Source organism: Pseudomonas sp. UBA6276 (assembly GCF_002438365.1).
Taxonomy (GTDB): domain Bacteria; phylum Pseudomonadota; class Gammaproteobacteria; order Pseudomonadales; family Pseudomonadaceae; genus Aquipseudomonas; species Aquipseudomonas coleopterorum.
On sequence record NZ_DJUS01000001.1, the window covers coordinates 14687 to 32309 of the forward strand.

The window sequence follows — 17623 nt, forward strand, 5'->3', positions numbered from 1 at the left end:
CCGCTCACAATATGCGCTCCCGGCATATTCATAGCCCAAACAAATCGTTCGAGTTCAACCGCAATTGTTTTAGCTTAGCGGCCTCCAGTAAGCCTCACAGACCAACGCTGTGAGCTGCTCACACACTTGGGTAGGTCGTTCATGTCGCTGTCATCCGTCGCGTCGGACATTTGTGTCGATAGTAGCAACCAGGGCGATGCCGCCTATGCGCGCATTCGTCGTGACATCCTGTCGTGCCGCTTGATGCCGGGCGTGAACATCACCGAGCCTGCCTTGATGCAGATGTACGACATCGGCAAGAGCAGCTGCCGCATTGCCCTGACCCGGCTGTGCCACGAACATCTGGTCACGTCGCGTCCACGCAAGGGCTACCAGGTGGCGGCCATCACCGTGAAAGATGTGGAGGAAGTGTTCACGCTGCGTGTGCAACTGGAGCCGTTGGCCGCGCGCTTGGCGGTCGGCAGGGTGGATGTTTCCCGACTCAAAGCGTTGGAGGCGGCCTGCCGGGTCAGGCATCTGACCCCCTTGCCGGACCAGATCGACGTGTTCATGGATGCCAACAAGGCGTTTCATCTGGAGATCGCCCAAGCCACGGGCAACGAGCGATTGCTGCGGACGCTGTCCAGTCTGATGGATGAAATGAGCCGGCTGGTGGCGCTCGGGTTCAACGTGCAGGGCACCAAACCCGAGATCAAGCACGATCACAATGCGCTGATCACCGCGTTTGAGGAAGGCGATGCTAAACGGGTGGAGTCCATTGCCCGCCGGCACATCGAAACCTTCCAGGCCATGACTCTCGAAAAAGTTTATGCCAGCCTTCGCGAAGCCGGAGCGTCACTGCCGATGCTAGCGGCGAGGTTCGCCCGATGAACGCGGCCCTGAATATCGAGCTCGCACCCTCGGCGTTCCGCGCCAGAGGGCTGAACAAGCGCTTCGATAGGCTGCAGGTGTTGAGTGATATCTCTTTGGATGTAGCACAAGGGGAGATCGTCGCCGTGCTGGGTACCTCGGGCTGCGGCAAAAGCACGCTGCTCAACATTCTCTCCGGGTTGCTACCGACCGACCATGGCTCCCTCTCCATCGAGGGGGTGCCCGCCGAGCGTTTTCACGATTGGCAGGCAATTGCCTACATGTTTCAGGAAGATCGCTTGCTGCCGTGGCGGAGTGTGCAGGAAAACATTGCGTTCGGCCTGGAGGCCTCTTCGCTGGGCAAGAGCAGGCGGGCACAGCGGGTAGCGCAAGTGTTGGAACTGGTCGGCCTGGTCCCGTTCGCCAAGTCATGGCCACACCAATTGTCCGGCGGCATGCGCAGCCGGGTCGCTTTGGCGCGCAGCCTGGTGGTGGAGCCGCGGATTCTGCTGATGGACGAGCCGTTCTCCAAACTTGACCCCAGCACTCGCGGGCAGATGCACGACGAGCTGCTGCGCCTGCACGCGCTTACTGGCATGACTGTGGTGTTCGTTACTCATGATGTGGAAGAGGCGGTAGTGCTGGCCGACCGCGTGGTGATTCTCGATCCGCGGCCAGGGCGCGTGCGCGCGGTCAAGTCGCTGACACTTCCGCGGCCGCGTATCCCGACCGATCCTGCGGTGACCGAGCACGTCCGGCAATTGCGGCTGGAGGTCTGAGATGGGACAGGCCAAACACTATTCCAGCCTTGTATTGCAGCGTCTTGCGCTGCTTGCCGTAGTTGCGGTGGTGTGGTGGTACGCCGCCGGCAGGATGCCGTCGTTCGTACTGCCCGGTCCACAGAAGGTCTTCGCTGCGCTGACTAGCCTGCTGCACAGCGAAACCTTTTTGCATGACGTCGGCGCGACCATGGGGCGGGTTTTCAGCGGGTTTTTCCTTGCAGTGCTAGTGGGCACGCCGCTCGGGCTGGCATTAGGCACAAGCCGCATGCTGGCGCTTTTTTTCGAACCGCTGCTTGCGGTATTCAATACGGTCTCATCGGCCATTTGGGCCATTTTCGCGATCATCTGGTTCGGTATTTCCGATGCCACTACGGTGTTCGTGGTGTTCATGACCGCCATGCCGTTGATCCTCACCAACGTCTGGCAGGGCGCGCAGACGGTGGAGCGGCAATACGTCGAGTTGGCGCAGTCGTTCCGCATGTCGCGCCTGCAGATTCTGTTGAAAATTTCCCTGCCCAGCATCCTCCCTCATTTCTTTGCCGGTGCGCGCCTGGCGTTCGGTTTCGGCTGGCGTGTGTCGCTGGTCGCGGAAACGCTGGGTGCGTCGGACGGCATCGGTTATCGCCTGCGCCAGGCGGCGGACCTGGTGCAAAGCGATCAGGTCTTTGCCTGGACGGTGCTGCTGGTGGCGTTGATGTTGTTGCTTGAAGCCGGGGTCCTCAAACCCCTGGAACGCTGGCTGTTCCGTTGGAAAACCCACAGTCTTTAACTCATAAGGTTGAACCCCAGATGCGCAAATTGATCATCGTCGCCGCGCTTGCCGCGAGCGCTGCGTTGTCGGCTGCTGCCCAAGCGGCGGAGAAAGTCCGGATCGGCTATTGGACCAGCGGCGTCAGCCTGGGTTATGGCTCAGTACTGGAGGCCAAGGATTTCCTCGCCAGGCGCGGCATTGACGCCGAGTTTTTCCACTTTCCCGACGTCAATGCGCCGGTCCGTGCCTTGGCTGCAGGCTCCATCGATCTGGCTTTCGGCGCGCCTTTGGCCGGGGTGTTCAGCTCGGCGGCGGAAGGCGTGCCGATCAAGATCTTCGCCGCGACCCAGCCGGCCGATGTGCAATTCGTAGTGCCCGCCGATTCACCGGTCAACACCCTTGCCGAACTCAAGGGCAAGAAGATCGGCATGTCGCCTGCCGGCTCGTCGGTGGCGGTGATCGCCAGCGCGGTGCTCGAAGGCAATCACGGCATCCGCAGCAACGACTTTTCACTGGTGGGCGCCAACGAGTCGCGGCTTGCGCAGTTCCTCGCTCAGCACCAGGTGGACGCCGCCGCATTGCGTTCGGTGACCATCGCCCAAGTCGGCGATGAGCTCAAACTCAAGCGTCTGGGCAGCTTTGCCGAGGAATGGAAAACCCTGACCAAAAGCGATGCGGTGCCGTACATCGGTGTCGGCGCGGTCAGCAGCGGGTTGGTCGATGGCCATCCGCAGACCGTGGCAAAGGTCATCGCAGCGCTGCGTGACACCTTGGCCTGGGGTGACGCCCATCCCGATGAAGTGGTCGCGATCCTGAAGAAGAGCGCCAATCTGCCCGACAACGACGCACGGGTCTATGCCGGCCAATGGAACGCGATGAACCGCCTGGCCTTCGAGCCTCAGGACCTGGACACACTGCGTCGCCAGCATCAGGTGTTTGCTGCGGGCGGCCTGATCAAGGGTGACCTGACGCCTGACCTGTTCGCGACCGAACCCTACGCCCAATCCAAACACCTCAACTGACCCTGGAGACAACGACTGTGAGCACAACCATGAAAGCCCTGGTACTCGACGAACACGGCGACCTCGACCGGCTGCACGTCGTCACCGACAAGCCGATCCCGGCCGTCGCAGCCGGGCACGTGTTGATCCGCGTCGGCGCCTCCTCGTTCAACTACCACGACGTCTTTACCGTCAAGGGTATGCCGGGCATCAAGGTACCGCTGCCGGTAGTGATCGGCCTGGACCTGGCGGGCACCATCAGCGCCATTGGCGACGGGGTCTCGGGTTGGCAGGAAGGCGAGCGGGTGTTGGTCAATCCGCTCAAGCCAGACGTGGGTTTGATGGGCGAGATGGTCGACGGCGGCATGGCCGAGTACGCGCTGGTCGATGCCCGCCAACTCATTCGTCTGCCCGATGCGGTGAGTTTCGAACAAGCGGCTGCGTTGCCGGTGGCTTACGGCACGGCTCATCGCATGCTGGTGACGCATGACACGGTCAAGGCGGGTGATCGGGTGCTGATCCTCGGTGCCAGCGGCGGGGTCGGCACTGCCAGTGTGATTCTCGCGAAATTGCTGGGTGCGCAAGTGATCGCCTGCGCTGGCAGCGATGCCAAGGCCGAGCGCTTGAAAGCCCTGGGCGCCGATCATGTCATCAATTATCGCGACACTGATTTCTCCAAGTGGGCGATTGCCCAGTACGGCAAACCGCAGCGGCGCAACTACGAAGGGGGCGTTGATGTGGTGATCAACTTCACCGGCGGCGATACCTGGCTGCCATCGCTAAAGTGCATCAAGCGTGGGGGGACCTTGCTGGTATGCGGTGCCACTGCCGGGCATGACCCCAAGGAAGACCTGCGCTACGTGTGGAGCTTCGAGCTCAACATCAAGGGTTCGAACAGTTTCTACGAAGAGAACCTGGTCGGGCTGCTCGACCTGATTGCCGACGGCAAGATCGACCCGCTGATCGATCGCGTCCTGCCCTTGGAACAGGCCGCAGAGGGGCTGGCGCTGATCCGCGACCGCGAAGTTCTGGGCAAGGTCGTCATCACACCATGATCGCCCTGTCGGCTGCGGCGAGTCATGTCGCAGCCCAAGTTCATTCTCCACTTGAAAGGAATACATCCATGACTGAAGTCACCCTGCCCACTGCCGCTGAAATCCAGTCCCTTTTGCTCAAAGGCCCCTACCACCAATGGTTGGGCCTGCAAGTGCTCGAAGTCGGTGAGGGCAGCATCGAGTTGAGTGCCACATGGCGTGAAGAGTGGGTCGTCAACGTCGAAGGCGGCTACACCCATGGCGGCATTCTCGCAGCGTTGGTGGATTTGACGGCCGACTGGGCCCTGGTATCCAAAACCGGCAAGGGCGTGCCCACGATCGACCTGCGTGTGGATTACCACCGTGCCGCCAAAGGCAACTTGCGGGCGAGCGGCAAGGTGATCAAGTTCGGCAAGCAGTTCTCGGTCGCCGAGGCTCAGGTGTTCGACGCCCAAGGCCACTTGGTCGCCAGCGGTCGGGGTGTGTACGCCACGCCTGCGGCAAAGGCCTGAAGCATGAGCGTCGCCGTGGATCATCTGGTCATCAACACCCGCTTCGATACCGAGGCTGCTGCAACGCTGTTCAGGCAGTTGGGGTTTACCCTGACACCGCAGGGGCATCACTCGCTGGGTTCGATCAACCACTTGGTAATGTTCACCGAGGGTTATCTAGAGCTCATCGGCCTGCCATTGGGTACCAATACCCTGCGCCTGGAGGTCCTCGACAGCCCGCGTGGCATTGATGGACTAGTGGTCGCCACGGCTGATCCGAAAGCTACCCACGCAGCGTTGCTGGACCGAGGGTTTCGGGTACAGCCGGTGCAGTATTTTTCCAGGCCGGTGGAGATCGATGGCGCGGCGGCAGAAGCGCGCTTCGGCACTGTACGCCTGGTGCCCGGGCAGTTCCTGGCAGGTCGCGTCTACTTCTGCCATCACCAGACGCCGGAACTGGTCTGGCGCCCCGAGTGGCTGGGCCATGCCAATGGCGCCACGGTGCTGGCCGGCCTGACTGTGGTCAGCCAGGACCCGGAAGCGACCCGTCGACAATACGCCAAACTGGGTGCATTCGATTCAGGCTTCGTGCTCGACATCATCGATGAGGCCACGCTTACGGAGCGCTTTGCAGCCTTGGCCCAAGCCCTCACGCCGCGCGCCGAACGCTTCGCGGCAATCACGTTTCGCGGCGCCGATCCGTTGTTGCTCGCGCGGCACGCAGCGCGCCTGGGCCTGGACCATCGCGTCGAGGCAGCCCGAGTGACCATTGCGGTGCCGGCGTTCGACCTGTTGCTCGAGTTCATTGCATGAGGCTGACCATTCGAAATCTGGGGGACGTCGTCGGTGCGCACAGCCCTGCCGATCAGGCGGCCTTCATCGGGCTGGATGGCGAGCAGGGCGAGACCTGCTATCGCTTCGATGAGTTGGATCGGTTGGCCAGTGGTGTCGCTCGGGGCCTGCACGCCCGTGGCTATGCCCAAGGCGAGCGCATCGCGTTGCTGGCCGCAAACTCCGTCGAATTTATCGCAGTGCTGCTGGGCATCCTGCGCGCAGGTCTGGTCGCCGTGCCGGTCAACCATCGTTTTCCGCAGGCGCTGGTCGAGTACGTGATCGCCGACAGCGGCGCTCGTCTGGTGTTCTGCGATGAACCACGGGCGTCTTTTGTACCTGTGAACTTGGCGCAAGTGTCATTGGTCCGGGGCGGCGAGCGCGGGCTGGACGCATTTCTCGACGCGGGTCCGTTCGCAAGCTTCCAGCCCCGGGCAGACGAGCCTGCCTTGATCCTCTATACCTCCGGCTCCACCGGCAAACCCAAGGGTGTGGTACTCAGCCATGCTGCCCAACTGTGGGTGGTCCGGACCCGACTGCAAGCTACGCCCTTGGGGCAGGAACGCCCGCTCATCGCCGCGCCGCTGTACCACATGAATGCGCTTGCGCTGGCGTTGCTGAGCTTGGCCTGCGGAGCAACCACGGTGTTGATGGCGCAGTTCAACGCAGTGGGTTACATCGATGCCATCCAGCGCTATCGCTGCACCTGGCTGACGGCAGTGCCGCCAATGATCGCCATGATGCTGCAGGAACAGGCGCAATTGGCCCAGGCCGATCTGAGTTCGGTACGGGTGATCCGAATGGGCTCGGCGCCGGTCAGCGCCAGCTTGCTCCACAGCATTCATCATCTGCTGCCCAATGCGCGGGTCATCAATGCCTATGGTACTACCGAGGGTGGCCCGGTGGTTTTCGGCCAGCATCCCAAAGGGCTGCCCAGTCCAGCGCTATCGGTAGGTCACGCCCATCCACAGGTGCAGCTGCGCCTGCGCGATGCTGCCGGGCGCCTGGGCGAAGAGGGCGTTCTGGAGCTGAAAAGTCCCGGCTTGATGATCGGTTATCACCGGCGTCCGGACTTGCCAGCCCCCATCGACGCCGACGGCTTCTACAGCACGGGTGACGTGTTTCAGCGCGACCGCAACGGCTTCTATACCTATGTCGGGCGCCGCGACGACATGTTCGTCAGCGGGGGGGAGAACATCTATCCCGGCGAAGTGGAGAAGCTTCTGGAGCGCCATCCTGCGGTCCAGCAGGCCTGCGTGGTCGCGGTGGTCGACGACATCAAGGGCTTCAAGCCCATGGCCTTCGTGGTGCTGCGCCAGGGGACGGACGCCAGCGAGGCGCAGATCAAAGCGTTCACGCTGGAGCATGCCCCGGCCTACCAGCACCCGCGCAGGATCTGGTTCGTCGACGCCTTGCCGTTGGCGACAACCAACAAGATCGACCGCACCACCTTGCTGCAGGACGCCCACCGGCGGCTTCAGGCAGCGGACGAATAGCCCAATCCCCATCAGGTCAAGGAATCCGATATGCGCCTCACGTCTCTACTGCCGCTCACCCTGGCGTGTGCCACTCCAGCTTATGCTCTCGACGAGGTCACCGTTGCCCTGGCGATTCCGCCCGCCGTGCATGACGGCGCCCCTTACGCAGCGGCCGAGGCGCTGGGTCTGTTCAAGGACCAGGGGCTGGACGTCAAGGTACTGATCTTCCAGGGCGCCGGTGCCTTGCTGCCGCAGGTCGCCAGCAAACGAGTCACCTTCGGTTTTCCTGTGGCGGAGCCGGTCATCTCCAGTTATTTCCACGGCAAGGACCCGCTGCCGGTGCGTTACTTCTACAACGGTGTGCCCAGCCAGACCTTGGAGTACGCCGTACTGGCCGATTCTCCGATCAAGACCCTGGCTGACTTGGAGGGCAAGCAGATCGGCGTTGGCGCTCTGACGTGGGGAACCCTGCCCAACAGCCGCGCGGCGCTCAAGGTCGCCGGCCTGAAACCGGGAGAGAACGTCGAGTTCGTGGCCGTGGGCGCGTTGGGCGCGGGATTTCAGGCGTTACGCAGCAGAAAAGTCGATGCCTTGAACTTCAACAGTAGCTGGGACGACATGCTGGAGCTTTCAGGTACCGCGATTCGCCGGATCGCCTACCCGGATGTCTTTCAGGAAAATCCGGGTAATGGCTTCATCGCCCACCAGGACACCTTCAGAGACAACCCTGATCTGATCCGCCGCTTCGGTCGTGCCTACACCCAGGCGCAGTTCGTCTGCGAGGTCAATCCGGCGTTCTGCGTGCAGGCTTTCTGGCGGCAGCATCCGGAAAGCAAACCGGCCGACGCCGATGGCAAAGGCCTTGAAGAGGCCAAGACTCTACTCAGCCGACGCTTGCAGCGCACCCTCTATCGGCCTGACGGCAGCGCCCGGACGCCTGGGCAGTACGACCTGAAGGTGATCCGCGCGGCGATTGGCGCCATGGCTGCCGCTGGCGAATTTCCTACTGCCGAACTGCCGGTTGAGCAAATTTTCTCCAATGAGTTCGTGACCTCGTTCAATGATTTCGACAAGTCAGCGCTGCGTCAGCGTGCGGAGGGAGCCAAGTGAGCCTGCAACTGTTCATCGATGCGGCTGACGGCCTGATCGACCAACCGCGGCGCATAACGGCGCGCGGTGCAACGCCCGGAATCGCCAGGCTTACAGCCACGCTGGCGCACCCTGATGGCAGTCAGTGGCGCAGCCAGGCGGATTTTCGGATTGCCGATGACGGTCGCTTGGACCTCGACGCGCAATCGCCGGTGGCGGGCGACTGGGATGTGCCGCAAGCCATGGCCTGCGTATGGGCCATGCGCCAGATCCGCGAACCGCTCGACTCATCGCTGAGCGAGAGCGTTGCACCGCTGAACATCGATGTGGAGATCGAGGACGAGCGCGGCGGCCTTGCCTGCGCGACTTTCGGCCAAAGATTCCTGGCCCCCGGAGTAAGTCGTCGACCTATCGTCGACGCCGGCCTGTCGGGCACCGTATTTCTCCCCGCTGGCAACGGCCAGTTTCCAGTGGTCATCGTTTTGAATGGCTCGGGTGGCGGCACGCCGGAGCAGCGCGCTGCGCTGTATGCCGCCCATGGCTACATTGGCGTAGCGCTCGCTTATTTCAAAGCACCGGGGCGCCCGGAGTACATTTCTGATACGCCGCTGGAGTACTTTCAAACGGCACTGGAGTGGGCGCAGCGCAGTCTCGCCCCTCGTCATAATTTCATCGCCGTGGCGGGCCTTTCGCGCGGGGGTGAGTTGGCGTTGTTGTTGGCCAGTACCTTTGCACACCAGGTATCGGCAGTGATCGGCTACGTACCCAGTGCCGTTGTGCACGGCACCCTGCGCGCCGGACGCCCGGGCCAAGCCCGCGACGCCGATGCCTGGACGTGGCAGGGGCAGCCGCTGCCCAACGTCTGGCGGAACAACGTCCATGCCGACTGGTCCGCTTTCGACCAGCCGCCGATACCTGGGGTGCCTATTCGTCAGGCGCCCGCTTTCAGCACAGTGGAGCAGGCCGCCGATAACGTGGCGGCCGCACGTATTCCCGTGGAGCGCATCAACGGTCCGGTGTTACTGATCTCGGGTAGCGACGATGGCTTCTGGCCATCGACTGAGTATTGTACGCGCATCGTCGAAGCGTTGAGCGCTGCGGGGCATCCGTGGCCGGCTCAGCACCTATGCAATGAAGGCGCCGGGCACGCCATCGGTTTTCCCTACGTGCCCACTACGCTGATTGCCAAGCGTCATCCGGTAGCCGGAGTGGTGATCAGCGGCGGCGGTACGGCCTTGGCCAATGCCCAGGCCAACCGCCGCAGTTGGGATGTCGTACTGGCATTTCTCGATCGCGCCGTGAGCGCGCAGGGTGAACGCCCATGAGCGCTGCTCTGGCGTTGCACGGTGTCGGGGTTACCTACGCCACTCGGCGCGGTGCGATCGAAGCGCTGGCTGACATCGATTTGAGCATACAGCCTGGTGAGTTCGTTGCCCTGCTGGGCCCCTCCGGGTGCGGCAAGTCGACGATACTCAAGCTGGCCGCCGGTCTGCTGTCGGCCTCACGCGGGCGTATAGAACTCGCCGGGCACACAGTCTCCGGCCCCGGACGCCACACCGGCGTGGTGTTCCAGAAACCCAATCTGTTGCCATGGAAGACCGTGCTGGACAATGTCCTGTTGCCGGCACGGACCCTGGACTTGCCGACGGGGCCTGCGCGGGAACGCGCCATGGCCCTGCTGGAACTGGTGGGGCTTGCACCCTTCGCCAAGGACTACCCGTTCGAGTTGTCCGGCGGCATGCAGCAGCGCGTAGGGATCGCGCGGATGTTGCTGCACGATCCCGATCTGTTGCTGATGGATGAACCCTTCGCCGCGCTGGACGCGCTGTCCAGAGAGTCATTGACCCTGGAGTTGCAGCGCATCTGGAGTCAGCACCGCAAGTCGGTGCTTTTCATAACTCACAGCATCCAGGAAGCCGTATTCCTGGCCGACAGGGTCCTGGTCATGTCGCCGCGGCCCGGACGGATCATCGAGCAATTACCCATCTGCCTGGCCAGACCGCGCACCCTTGGAACCCTAGCCGATCCTGAATTCACGGCGCTTTGCCAACACCTGCGCAGGCACTTCACCCATGAATAGACTCACTGCCATGCTGTACCCGCTCATCAGCCTGGCTGGGGTCATTCTGTTGTGGTCCTTGGCCGTGGCGGTGTTTGCCATACCAGACTATGTACTGCCAGGCCCCTGCGCAGTATTCCAGTCGCTGGTCAGCGGTTTCGCCGACGGCAGCCTGTGGCCTCACATCGGCGCCACGCTTGCGGAAATGCTCAGCGGCTATTTCATCGGCGGGGTTTTGGCGATCGTGCTTGGTGCTTCGCTGGCCGAATCGCAAACGTTCGAGCGCTTCGTCTATCCGCTGTTGATCGGTCTGCAAGCCACGCCGAAGATTGCACTGGGACCCATCATCCTGGTGTGGTTCGGTTTCGGCATGGCGTCCAAGGTCGTGCTGGTCGCGCTGGTCTGCTTCTTTCCCCTGTTCGTCAATACGGTCAACGGCATTCGCCGCACCCCTCCGGAATTGCTTGATGCTTGCCGGGTTTTTTCTGCCTCGCGCTGGTACTTGCTGGTGCACGTCAAGTTGCCCTCGGCTGCTGGCGAAATCTTCGCAGGCCTGCAAATCGGTGTGTCCCTGGCGCTCATTGGTGCGGTTGTCGGCGAGTTTCTCTCGGCGCAGCGCGGGCTGGGTTACCTGATCGCTTCGAGCTCGGTGAGCATGAGCCTGGCGACCATGTTCTCCGGCGTGGTGCTGCTGGCGCTGATCGGTCTGTGCGGCGCGCAATTCATCCGCTGGCTGCAACGGCGGGTGATTTTCTGGGAGCCCGGTGCGGCTCGAAACACTCAACGCTAGAGATACGTCCATGACTTTCAATTGGCACAACCCTTACCCCACCACCCGTATTCCCGTGTTCGCACGCAATGTCGTGTCGACTTCCCATCCCATTGCGGCGCAGGCTGGGGTGCGGATTCTGCTGGCAGGTGGCAATGCCATCGATGCCGCCATCGCCACGGCGGCTACCCTGACTGTGGTCGAGCCAGTCTCCAACGGCCTGGGCAGCGATGCCTTCGCCTTGGTTTGGGACGGTCAGCAGGTGCATGGGCTTGATGCCTCCGGCCCCGCGCCGCATGCATGGAATCTGGAGTACTTTCGCCAGCGCTACGGCGAAGATGGCCAAGGGCACGTCAAGCGGCCGGTTCGGGGCTGGGATGCGGTGACCGTTCCCGGCGCAGTGGCGGGTTGGGCGGCGCTGCACGAGCGCTTCGGCAAACTGCCGTTCGCCGATGTAATGGAGCCGGCCGCCGAGATCGCCGAGCGAGGGATTACCCTGGCCCCCATCGTCGCACACAAATGGGCTGCGGCCATTCCAGCCCTGCATGACCAGCCCGGGTTCGCTGACACCTTCATGCCGGGCGGCCGCGCCCCTGTTACCGGTGAGAAGTTCATCTTCAAGGAGGCAGCCCGTACCCTTCGGCTGCTGGGTCAGCAGGGCGGGCGAGCCTATTACGAAGGCGAGATTGCCGAGGCCATTGCCGGCTACGCTAAGGCAACCGGTGGAGGATTGGCGCTGGATGACCTGCGCCGTTACCAGCCCGAATGGGTCAAGCCAATCACGCAACGCTACCGCGGTCATGAGGTTCATGAGATTCCACCCGCCGGCCAAGGCATTGCGGCCTTGATCGCCTTGGGCATACTCGAGCATTTCGACCTGGCGGCCCTGCCGGTTGATTCGGCGCAATCACAGCATCTGCAGATAGAAGCCATGAAGCTCGCATTCGCCGATGTCTATCGCTACGTCGCCGACCCCGCCAGCATGGCGGTGACGCCTGAGCAGATGCTCGATCCTGCTTACCTTGCCAATCGTGCGCGGTTGATCGACCCGGTCAAGGCCAGTCACCCTGGCTTCGGCATGCCCAAATCCGGCGGTACCGTCTACCTCACAGCGGCCGACGAGAGCGGTATGATGGTCTCGTTCATCCAGTCCAACTACATGGGATTTGGCTCCGGCATCGTCGTGCCAGGCTACGGCATCAGCTTGCAGAACCGCGGTGCCGGATTTTCCAGCGACCCTGCATCGGCCAACGTCGTGGCTCCAGGAAAGAAACCTTTCCACACCATCATTCCGGCGTTCCTGACCAAGGACGGTATCCCACAAATGAGCTTTGGTCTCATGGGTGGGGACATGCAGCCGCAAGGCCATGTGCAAACGCTGGTGCGCATGCTGGATTACCAGCAACAGCCGCAAGCGGCCTGCGACGCGCCGCGCTGGAAGGTCAACCGGGATTTCTCGGTCGACCTCGAATCCACTATGAACGCCGAGGCGGTCAGCGGCTTGACCGGCAGAGGGCATGCACTCAAGTCGGTGGAGGATCCTTATATGGACTTCGGTTCCGGCCAGTTCATCTGGCGACTCTCCGACGATGCCGATCACGGCTACGTAGCCGCCAGCGACAGTCGTCGCGACGGACATGCGGTGGGATTCTGATACTGTGTGTCGAGGTTGGACGGGAAGGGCGCGTGGCGGAAGTTTTTTATACTGCGTGTTGACAAGCTTTCCAAAGCAGTCCAGAATTGCGTCCATTCCTGAGGCAGGAATGAGAAAAATCCAGGTTAATCAAAAGGTTAGCTCAAGGTTTGAAGTATCTCTCCTGCGCTAGTTTGTTTTCGCGAAGCAGCGGTTTGTTTCGCGTCTGAGGCCGAGTAGCAAAGTGGTTATGCTGCGGATTGCAAATCCGCCTACGCCGGTTCGATTCCGACCTCGGCCTCCATCATTGAACCCCCGTAGCCATTGGGCTGCGGGGGTTTTTTGTGCCTGCGGATTTTGTAGGCGGGGACATTGGGGACAATTCTGGGACACTCAGATCATTTGCATGTCCCGCGGGGTCCCTGCAAAATCCGCAACATGGCTACTATCGAACAGCGCCCCAACGGCACCTGGCGGACGAAGATCCGCAAAAAAGGCTATCCCGCGCTTTCTGCCTCGTTCGACACGAAGGCGGATGCTCAGCGCTGGGCAGCCGAAATCGAAGGTGATATGTCGCGCAAGCGATTTGTCGATACCCGTGAGGCCGAGTCGACCACGCTTGCTGATGCGCTCGGCCGCTATCAGCGCGAAGTGACCGTGCACAAGAAAGGTGCTGTTCAGGAGAAGACCAGGATCAAGACTTGGTCGGAGAGCAAGTACGGGAACAAGTCGCTGGCCGAGATTCGCTCATCCGATTTGGCTGCATACCGCGATGCGCGGCTGGCAGAGGGCGCTTCCACGAACACCGTTCGCCTGGGGCTGGCCCTGATCAGCCATCTCTACACGGTCGCGATCAAGGACTGGGGGATAGAGGGACTGAGCAACCCTGTGACGAAACTGCGCATGCCGAAGGGCAGCCGAGAGCGGGATCGCCGGCCAACAAAGGCGGAGCTGTCCGCGGTCATCAAAGCCGCTGGAGAGATCCATGCTGAAATGCCCGCAGTGATCGAGCTCGCGATCGAGACTGCTATGCGGCGCAGCGAACTGCTGATGCTCCGGCGCGAGCACGTACGTGGCAAGCACGCGCTGCTCGAAGACACCAAGAATGGCTCGCGAAGGATGGTGCCGCTTTCCGTTCGCGCCCGAGCGCTGCTTGAGTCGCTGCCTGCCCGACTGGATGGCAAAGTGTTCTCCCTCGCGCCTCATTCGGTGACGCTCTATTTCGGCAAGGCCTGCCGCGCGGCCCAGGCCGACGACCTGCATTTCCATGATTTGCGCCATGAAGGGACCTCCAGGCTATTCGAGAAGGGACTTTCGATGATGGAGGTGGCATCCATCACCGGGCACAAGACACTGAGCATGCTCAAGCGCTACACGCACCTTTGCCCGGATGCTCTCGCCGATAAGCTCGGCTAACTGACGCTGGCCAGGGTTGGGGGCGTTTGGCGCTTCCGTCCTGGCCGGACCGGCACATGCCGGCCTTCCTCGCACTCCCTCAAAAAACGCCGGACGGTGTCGATCCGCCAGCAAATCCGGCTGCCCTGCTTGAAGTAGGGCGGCAGCCAGGATGCACCGGCCTGCCGCGCGCTGCGGATGGATGACTCAGTACGCCCGAGCATCTTGGCCAGCTCGGGGATGTGGATGATTTCTGGTTCCATAGGATGTTCCGTTCCGCGCGTGGCGGCAGAAGGGGTTATTCGGAAGTCTTCGCCAGCACCGCATCGGCTACCTTCATAGCCGCCTGGGCGTCGTTTACATATGCCGGATCGAAGCCACCACAGAGGTGGATGGTGGCTTGGCAAGCTCGGAGGTTTTCGCGAGTGAGCTTCAACGCTTCGACCAGTTCATCTGTAAGCGCCCGCTCTTCACGGCCAATGTCCCAGAATCGCTGACCCCAATGACCTGGCGGAGGCGGATTGCGGTTCTGAGCTCCCACCGCCAAGGCGCCCACAACCGCGTCGAGCAGATCGCGCTTGTAGGCGTTGTCACCGTCGATGGTCAGGACGCGCCGCCGTAGCGTTGAGACCACCTCATCGAGCGAAGTGGAAGGGCCTTTGAGGACGATGTCCGAATCAGGTTTGCCGGGCATGTAGATGGCCAGGCAGATTTCTGCCTCGGCCGGCAGGCGCGCGGCGATCCGCTCGAGCGCGTCGTTTGCTTCTTCGTGGAATCGATCAAGTGCGGACATGGCAATACTCCGCCCGCCGATTACCGGCAGGCTCTATAGGTGGGAGGGAAGGGGGTCAGACTTGTGTTTTGGCTAGCGCAGCGCGGCGGGCTTTCATGATTTTCGCCACGTCACCGGGGGTAGTCGATCTGGACGGCGCCTAAATCAACGGCCTTTTCACGCTTGCTGGTGCAGATGTCGAAGTGGCTTTTGATAGTGCCGGGGTGTTGGTGCCAGCGACGCTGTACGCCGATCTTGTCGGCCATAGCGAGAAGCTCTTCGTCCGAGTCGGCAAGCATGTGGCACATCTTCATTCGGCCAAAGCGGGCGTTCATGTTGTCGACATAGACGGTCATGGCGACACCTGTTCAGCTTGTTGAGCCATCTTTTCCAAACGTTCGGCGGACTGCGCGACCAGAGCATCATGGTCGGTTTGGTTCAGGGCTGGCATGGGCACGAACAGGATGCCGGCCTTGACGTAGGTATGAGCCACGTCGACGGCGCGGCGAAGGTCTGCCGGATTGGCTCGCTTCATTGGATCAACTCCTTGGGCACCTGCACGGTGTCGCCCAGCTTGTTGTGCACGATCGCCCGGCACGCGGCTATCAATGCGCTTGTTTGATGCCAGCCGTGGGACCTGGCGCCGTAGCCATCATTCGTCCAAGTGCACGCCGACCAAATGCCGGACGGCTCCCAGCCCGTGTGACGGTGCACAAGCGCCTGTGGCGAGCTGACGGTGAGCTGATGCTTGTCGATCAGTAGCCCTCCAACCGCCCAGTCTGTCGACGGCGAGTACTTGCCGCCGGACTCTGTCCGGTAGACGCGCCAGTCGGTGCCGTAGTGGGGGGCGGCGATGGCGACCTCGATGCCCTCGACCTGGGCTACCGCCCAGTCAAGGGCGGCGCCGTTCAGGGTGGGGGTGTGCACCACGATCAAGTCGGTCATGGCATCACCTGCTTGAACTCAACAACCCACACCCACGGATTGTTGTTCCAGGATTCGGCCCCGTTTATCGCCACCCATAGCTCTCGCCAGGCGTCATATGGATCGATCCAGTTTCCAGGACCTGGCTCGCTGCTGAATGGGTGGTAGTAATACTCGCCATCGCCGTGATGGATGCGGTGGATCCCCTCAGCGATGTATCGACTTTCGAATGCCGTCTCGCCTTCGCCTTCCCGTAGCCTTTCGACCCGCACATCAGTGATCTCAAGCAGGATGCGGCTGGCCCAGCGCGGCATGTGGATGCTAGGTGTCCAACCTGTATAGCCGCTGTCCGCTGGAGCTTTGAAGCCATGATCGGGATGCGGCTCCAGCCCGCGATAAGGATGGTGGTGGGTATGGAACACCTTCGGATATGGGCCATCGGCACGATAGATGGTCTGGTAGGTGACCCCGGGTGGCCCTGGAATTCCGGCGCGCCCTGTCTGCGAGTAGCGGCCATCAGAAACTTGTATCGGATGAACGTCTTGCCAGGTCTCGCGCACCCATAGACGGTCGCCTTGTCGGCCGTAAGGGCAAAGGTCAGAGTTGCCGGGCAGCGCCAGAAACGCAGGCTCGAAACCGGCGGCCAAGCAATCCAGCGCGGCCTGCTTCTTCACTTCGCGCCGCGTGACCGTCTTCCTGCCTTCCAGGATGGCGCGCACCATCGGCGCGGAGAACAGGACCGGACGTTCTTTGATTGGCTTGGTCATGGCGTCACCACTCGGCGAGCCCACCAGCACACCGGGCCGTCATCGGTATCGTGGATGGCCAGGCAGAACCAGTGATCCCCATCAGGTCGATCTGGCTCCCAGTAGCTGCAGTCCGGGTCGCCTGCTTCGAAGTAGCGCTCGGATATCGCTTCGTCGCTGTGGTATTCGAGGCTGACCATTTCCACCTGCAGGCCCTGCTCAGCGATCCAGGCTTTGCAGCGTTCTCCATCGCCCTCGTCAAAGTCGGGCAAGTCGGGGTGCTGGAAAAATCCGTTTTCGTCGCGCTTGACTGGCCAGTGCTTGATCAGCGGCAGTCGGTCAAGTCGCTCGATCTCAGCAAGGAGCAATGCTGCGGCTTTCACCAGACCCCTGCGGCGGTCATCGCTGGGCTTGAACGTTCCGGTGCCCCATGGCCAGAGGGTTGTCTGGCTCTTAGGTTGCCCAGCGCAGGTGGCGTAGGCAGCGGCGGCATCGGCCATTTCGCCCTTGATGTATCCATCATCGCGATAGAGCGTGTAGCCCTCGCCGGACACTTGTCGCTGCCGCTCCGCGATCACGTCGCGTGCGGCGCGATTGAGCTTCAGTGCATTTTCTTCAGGCATGACTTCGTCCTCACCGCTACAGCGGCTGACTTTGAATTGAAGGGGAAGGGGTTACTTGGCGATGACGTCGGCGCTCGCGATGTAGCGGCCGATGATCATGCCGAGGGGAAGTTGTAGGCAGAGCCACACGATGACGCATTGAGCGGCTAGTAGGCTCATTGTTTCCTCGCTTGTGCATACCGCTGCTGGCGCTTCTTGGAGCAGGAGCGGTGGTTTCCGTGGGCGGGACACCCGCAACACGTGTCAAAATGCCTTTGTGAGGCAGGTGGACTACTGGTTGGAGGTTGAGTACGGGTGTACTCTTCCTTGATCTGTGGGCTTTGGCGCTTCGTAAGTCGATAAGAAATACGGCACTGGGGGTTACAACATTATTTATAGGTTGAGTACTATATGGCC

The 17623-nt window shown here is 61.8% G+C and carries 21 protein-coding genes and 1 tRNA gene; 15 read left to right on the plus strand and 7 right to left on the minus strand.

The annotated features are described in order from the left end of the window. The first annotated feature begins 141 nt into the window (after window positions 1-141). From B2V21_RS00080 to B2V21_RS00150, 15 genes are all read left to right on the plus strand, one after another. Window positions 142-870, plus strand: coding sequence for a GntR family transcriptional regulator (locus B2V21_RS00080; RefSeq protein ID WP_049859932.1), 729 nt, complete (start codon window positions 142-144; stop codon window positions 868-870). Beyond that, window positions 867-1628, plus strand: coding sequence for an ABC transporter ATP-binding protein (locus B2V21_RS00085; protein WP_286915659.1), 762 nt, complete (start codon window positions 867-869; stop codon window positions 1626-1628). Before B2V21_RS00080 ends, B2V21_RS00085 begins: the two co-directional genes overlap by 4 nt. 1 nt (window position 1629) lies before the next feature. Next, window positions 1630-2400: an ABC transporter permease gene (locus B2V21_RS00090; RefSeq protein WP_286915660.1), complete on the plus strand. Its 771-nt coding sequence runs from the start codon at window positions 1630-1632 to the stop codon at window positions 2398-2400. Between the two features lie 20 nt (window positions 2401-2420). Then, window positions 2421-3404, plus strand: coding sequence for an ABC transporter substrate-binding protein (locus B2V21_RS00095; protein ID WP_056842281.1), 984 nt, complete (start codon window positions 2421-2423; stop codon window positions 3402-3404). 29 nt (window positions 3405-3433) lie between these two features. After that, window positions 3434-4438: a zinc-binding dehydrogenase gene (locus tag B2V21_RS00100; protein ID WP_177327953.1), complete on the plus strand. Its 1005-nt coding sequence runs from the start codon at window positions 3434-3436 to the stop codon at window positions 4436-4438. Window positions 4439-4506: 68 nt separating this feature from the next. Then, window positions 4507-4929, plus strand: a complete 423-nt coding sequence (locus tag B2V21_RS00105; protein WP_049859937.1) for a PaaI family thioesterase — start codon at window positions 4507-4509, stop codon at window positions 4927-4929. Window positions 4930-4932: 3 nt separating this feature from the next. Next, complete coding sequence (locus tag B2V21_RS00110; protein ID WP_049859938.1) at window positions 4933-5721, plus strand: VOC family protein; 789 nt, start codon at window positions 4933-4935, stop codon at window positions 5719-5721. Next, window positions 5718-7235, plus strand: coding sequence for a class I adenylate-forming enzyme family protein (locus B2V21_RS00115; protein ID WP_049859939.1), 1518 nt, complete (start codon window positions 5718-5720; stop codon window positions 7233-7235). Before B2V21_RS00110 ends, B2V21_RS00115 begins: the two co-directional genes overlap by 4 nt. Window positions 7236-7265: 30 nt before the next feature. Next, on the plus strand, window positions 7266-8327 hold the full coding sequence (locus tag B2V21_RS00120; protein ID WP_286915661.1) for an ABC transporter substrate-binding protein: 1062 nt from the start codon (window positions 7266-7268) through the stop codon (window positions 8325-8327). Next, a complete protein-coding gene (locus B2V21_RS00125) occupies window positions 8324-9631 on the plus strand; it encodes an acyl-CoA thioesterase/bile acid-CoA:amino acid N-acyltransferase family protein (protein WP_286915662.1) in 1308 nt (435 codons plus the stop codon). Before B2V21_RS00120 ends, B2V21_RS00125 begins: the two co-directional genes overlap by 4 nt. Next, on the plus strand, window positions 9628-10386 hold the full coding sequence (locus tag B2V21_RS00130) for an ABC transporter ATP-binding protein (protein ID WP_049859942.1): 759 nt from the start codon (window positions 9628-9630) through the stop codon (window positions 10384-10386). Before B2V21_RS00125 ends, B2V21_RS00130 begins: the two co-directional genes overlap by 4 nt. Beyond that, a complete protein-coding gene (locus B2V21_RS00135) occupies window positions 10379-11155 on the plus strand; it encodes an ABC transporter permease (RefSeq protein WP_056842287.1) in 777 nt (258 codons plus the stop codon). The genes B2V21_RS00130 and B2V21_RS00135 overlap by 8 nt, the downstream gene beginning before the upstream one ends. 10 nt (window positions 11156-11165) lie before the next feature. Next, window positions 11166-12788 (plus strand): gamma-glutamyltransferase family protein, encoded by a 1623-nt coding sequence (locus tag B2V21_RS00140; RefSeq protein WP_286915663.1) that lies wholly within the window; start codon window positions 11166-11168, stop codon window positions 12786-12788. A 209-nt stretch (window positions 12789-12997) separates the two neighbouring features. Then, window positions 12998-13071: transfer RNA gene (locus tag B2V21_RS00145), tRNA-Cys, on the plus strand. Window positions 13072-13205: 134 nt separating this feature from the next. After that, window positions 13206-14183 carry a tyrosine-type recombinase/integrase gene (locus B2V21_RS00150; RefSeq protein ID WP_286915664.1) on the plus strand — a complete coding sequence of 326 codons (978 nt, stop codon included), beginning with the start codon at window positions 13206-13208 and terminating at the stop codon, window positions 14181-14183. On the opposite strand, the gene B2V21_RS00155 is transcribed toward B2V21_RS00150, so the two are convergent. From B2V21_RS00155 to B2V21_RS00185, 7 genes are all read right to left on the minus strand, one after another. Beyond that, the gene (locus B2V21_RS00155; protein WP_286915665.1) at window positions 14180-14425 is read right to left on the minus strand and encodes a helix-turn-helix transcriptional regulator; all 246 of its coding nucleotides are present in this window, start codon (window positions 14423-14425) and stop codon (window positions 14180-14182) included. The genes B2V21_RS00150 and B2V21_RS00155 overlap by 4 nt on opposite strands. A 35-nt stretch (window positions 14426-14460) precedes the next feature. Further along, the gene (locus tag B2V21_RS00160; RefSeq protein WP_286915666.1) at window positions 14461-14955 is read right to left on the minus strand and encodes a hypothetical protein; all 495 of its coding nucleotides are present in this window, start codon (window positions 14953-14955) and stop codon (window positions 14461-14463) included. A 110-nt stretch (window positions 14956-15065) separates the two neighbouring features. Then, window positions 15066-15290 (minus strand): DUF4031 domain-containing protein, encoded by a 225-nt coding sequence (locus B2V21_RS00165; RefSeq protein WP_286915667.1) that lies wholly within the window; start codon window positions 15288-15290, stop codon window positions 15066-15068. Then, the gene (locus tag B2V21_RS00170) at window positions 15287-15469 is read right to left on the minus strand and encodes a DUF1382 family protein (RefSeq protein WP_286915668.1); all 183 of its coding nucleotides are present in this window, start codon (window positions 15467-15469) and stop codon (window positions 15287-15289) included. Before B2V21_RS00170 ends, B2V21_RS00165 begins: the two co-directional genes overlap by 4 nt. Beyond that, window positions 15466-15879 (minus strand): phage protein NinX family protein, encoded by a 414-nt coding sequence (locus B2V21_RS00175; protein WP_286915669.1) that lies wholly within the window; start codon window positions 15877-15879, stop codon window positions 15466-15468. The genes B2V21_RS00170 and B2V21_RS00175 overlap by 4 nt, the downstream gene beginning before the upstream one ends. Then, window positions 15876-16625, minus strand: coding sequence for a hypothetical protein (locus B2V21_RS00180; RefSeq protein ID WP_286915670.1), 750 nt, complete (start codon window positions 16623-16625; stop codon window positions 15876-15878). Before B2V21_RS00180 ends, B2V21_RS00175 begins: the two co-directional genes overlap by 4 nt. Continuing rightward, window positions 16622-16939, minus strand: a complete 318-nt coding sequence (locus B2V21_RS00185) for a hypothetical protein (RefSeq protein WP_376787107.1) — start codon at window positions 16937-16939, stop codon at window positions 16622-16624. Before B2V21_RS00185 ends, B2V21_RS00180 begins: the two co-directional genes overlap by 4 nt. Window positions 16940-17623: the final 684 nt, after the last annotated feature.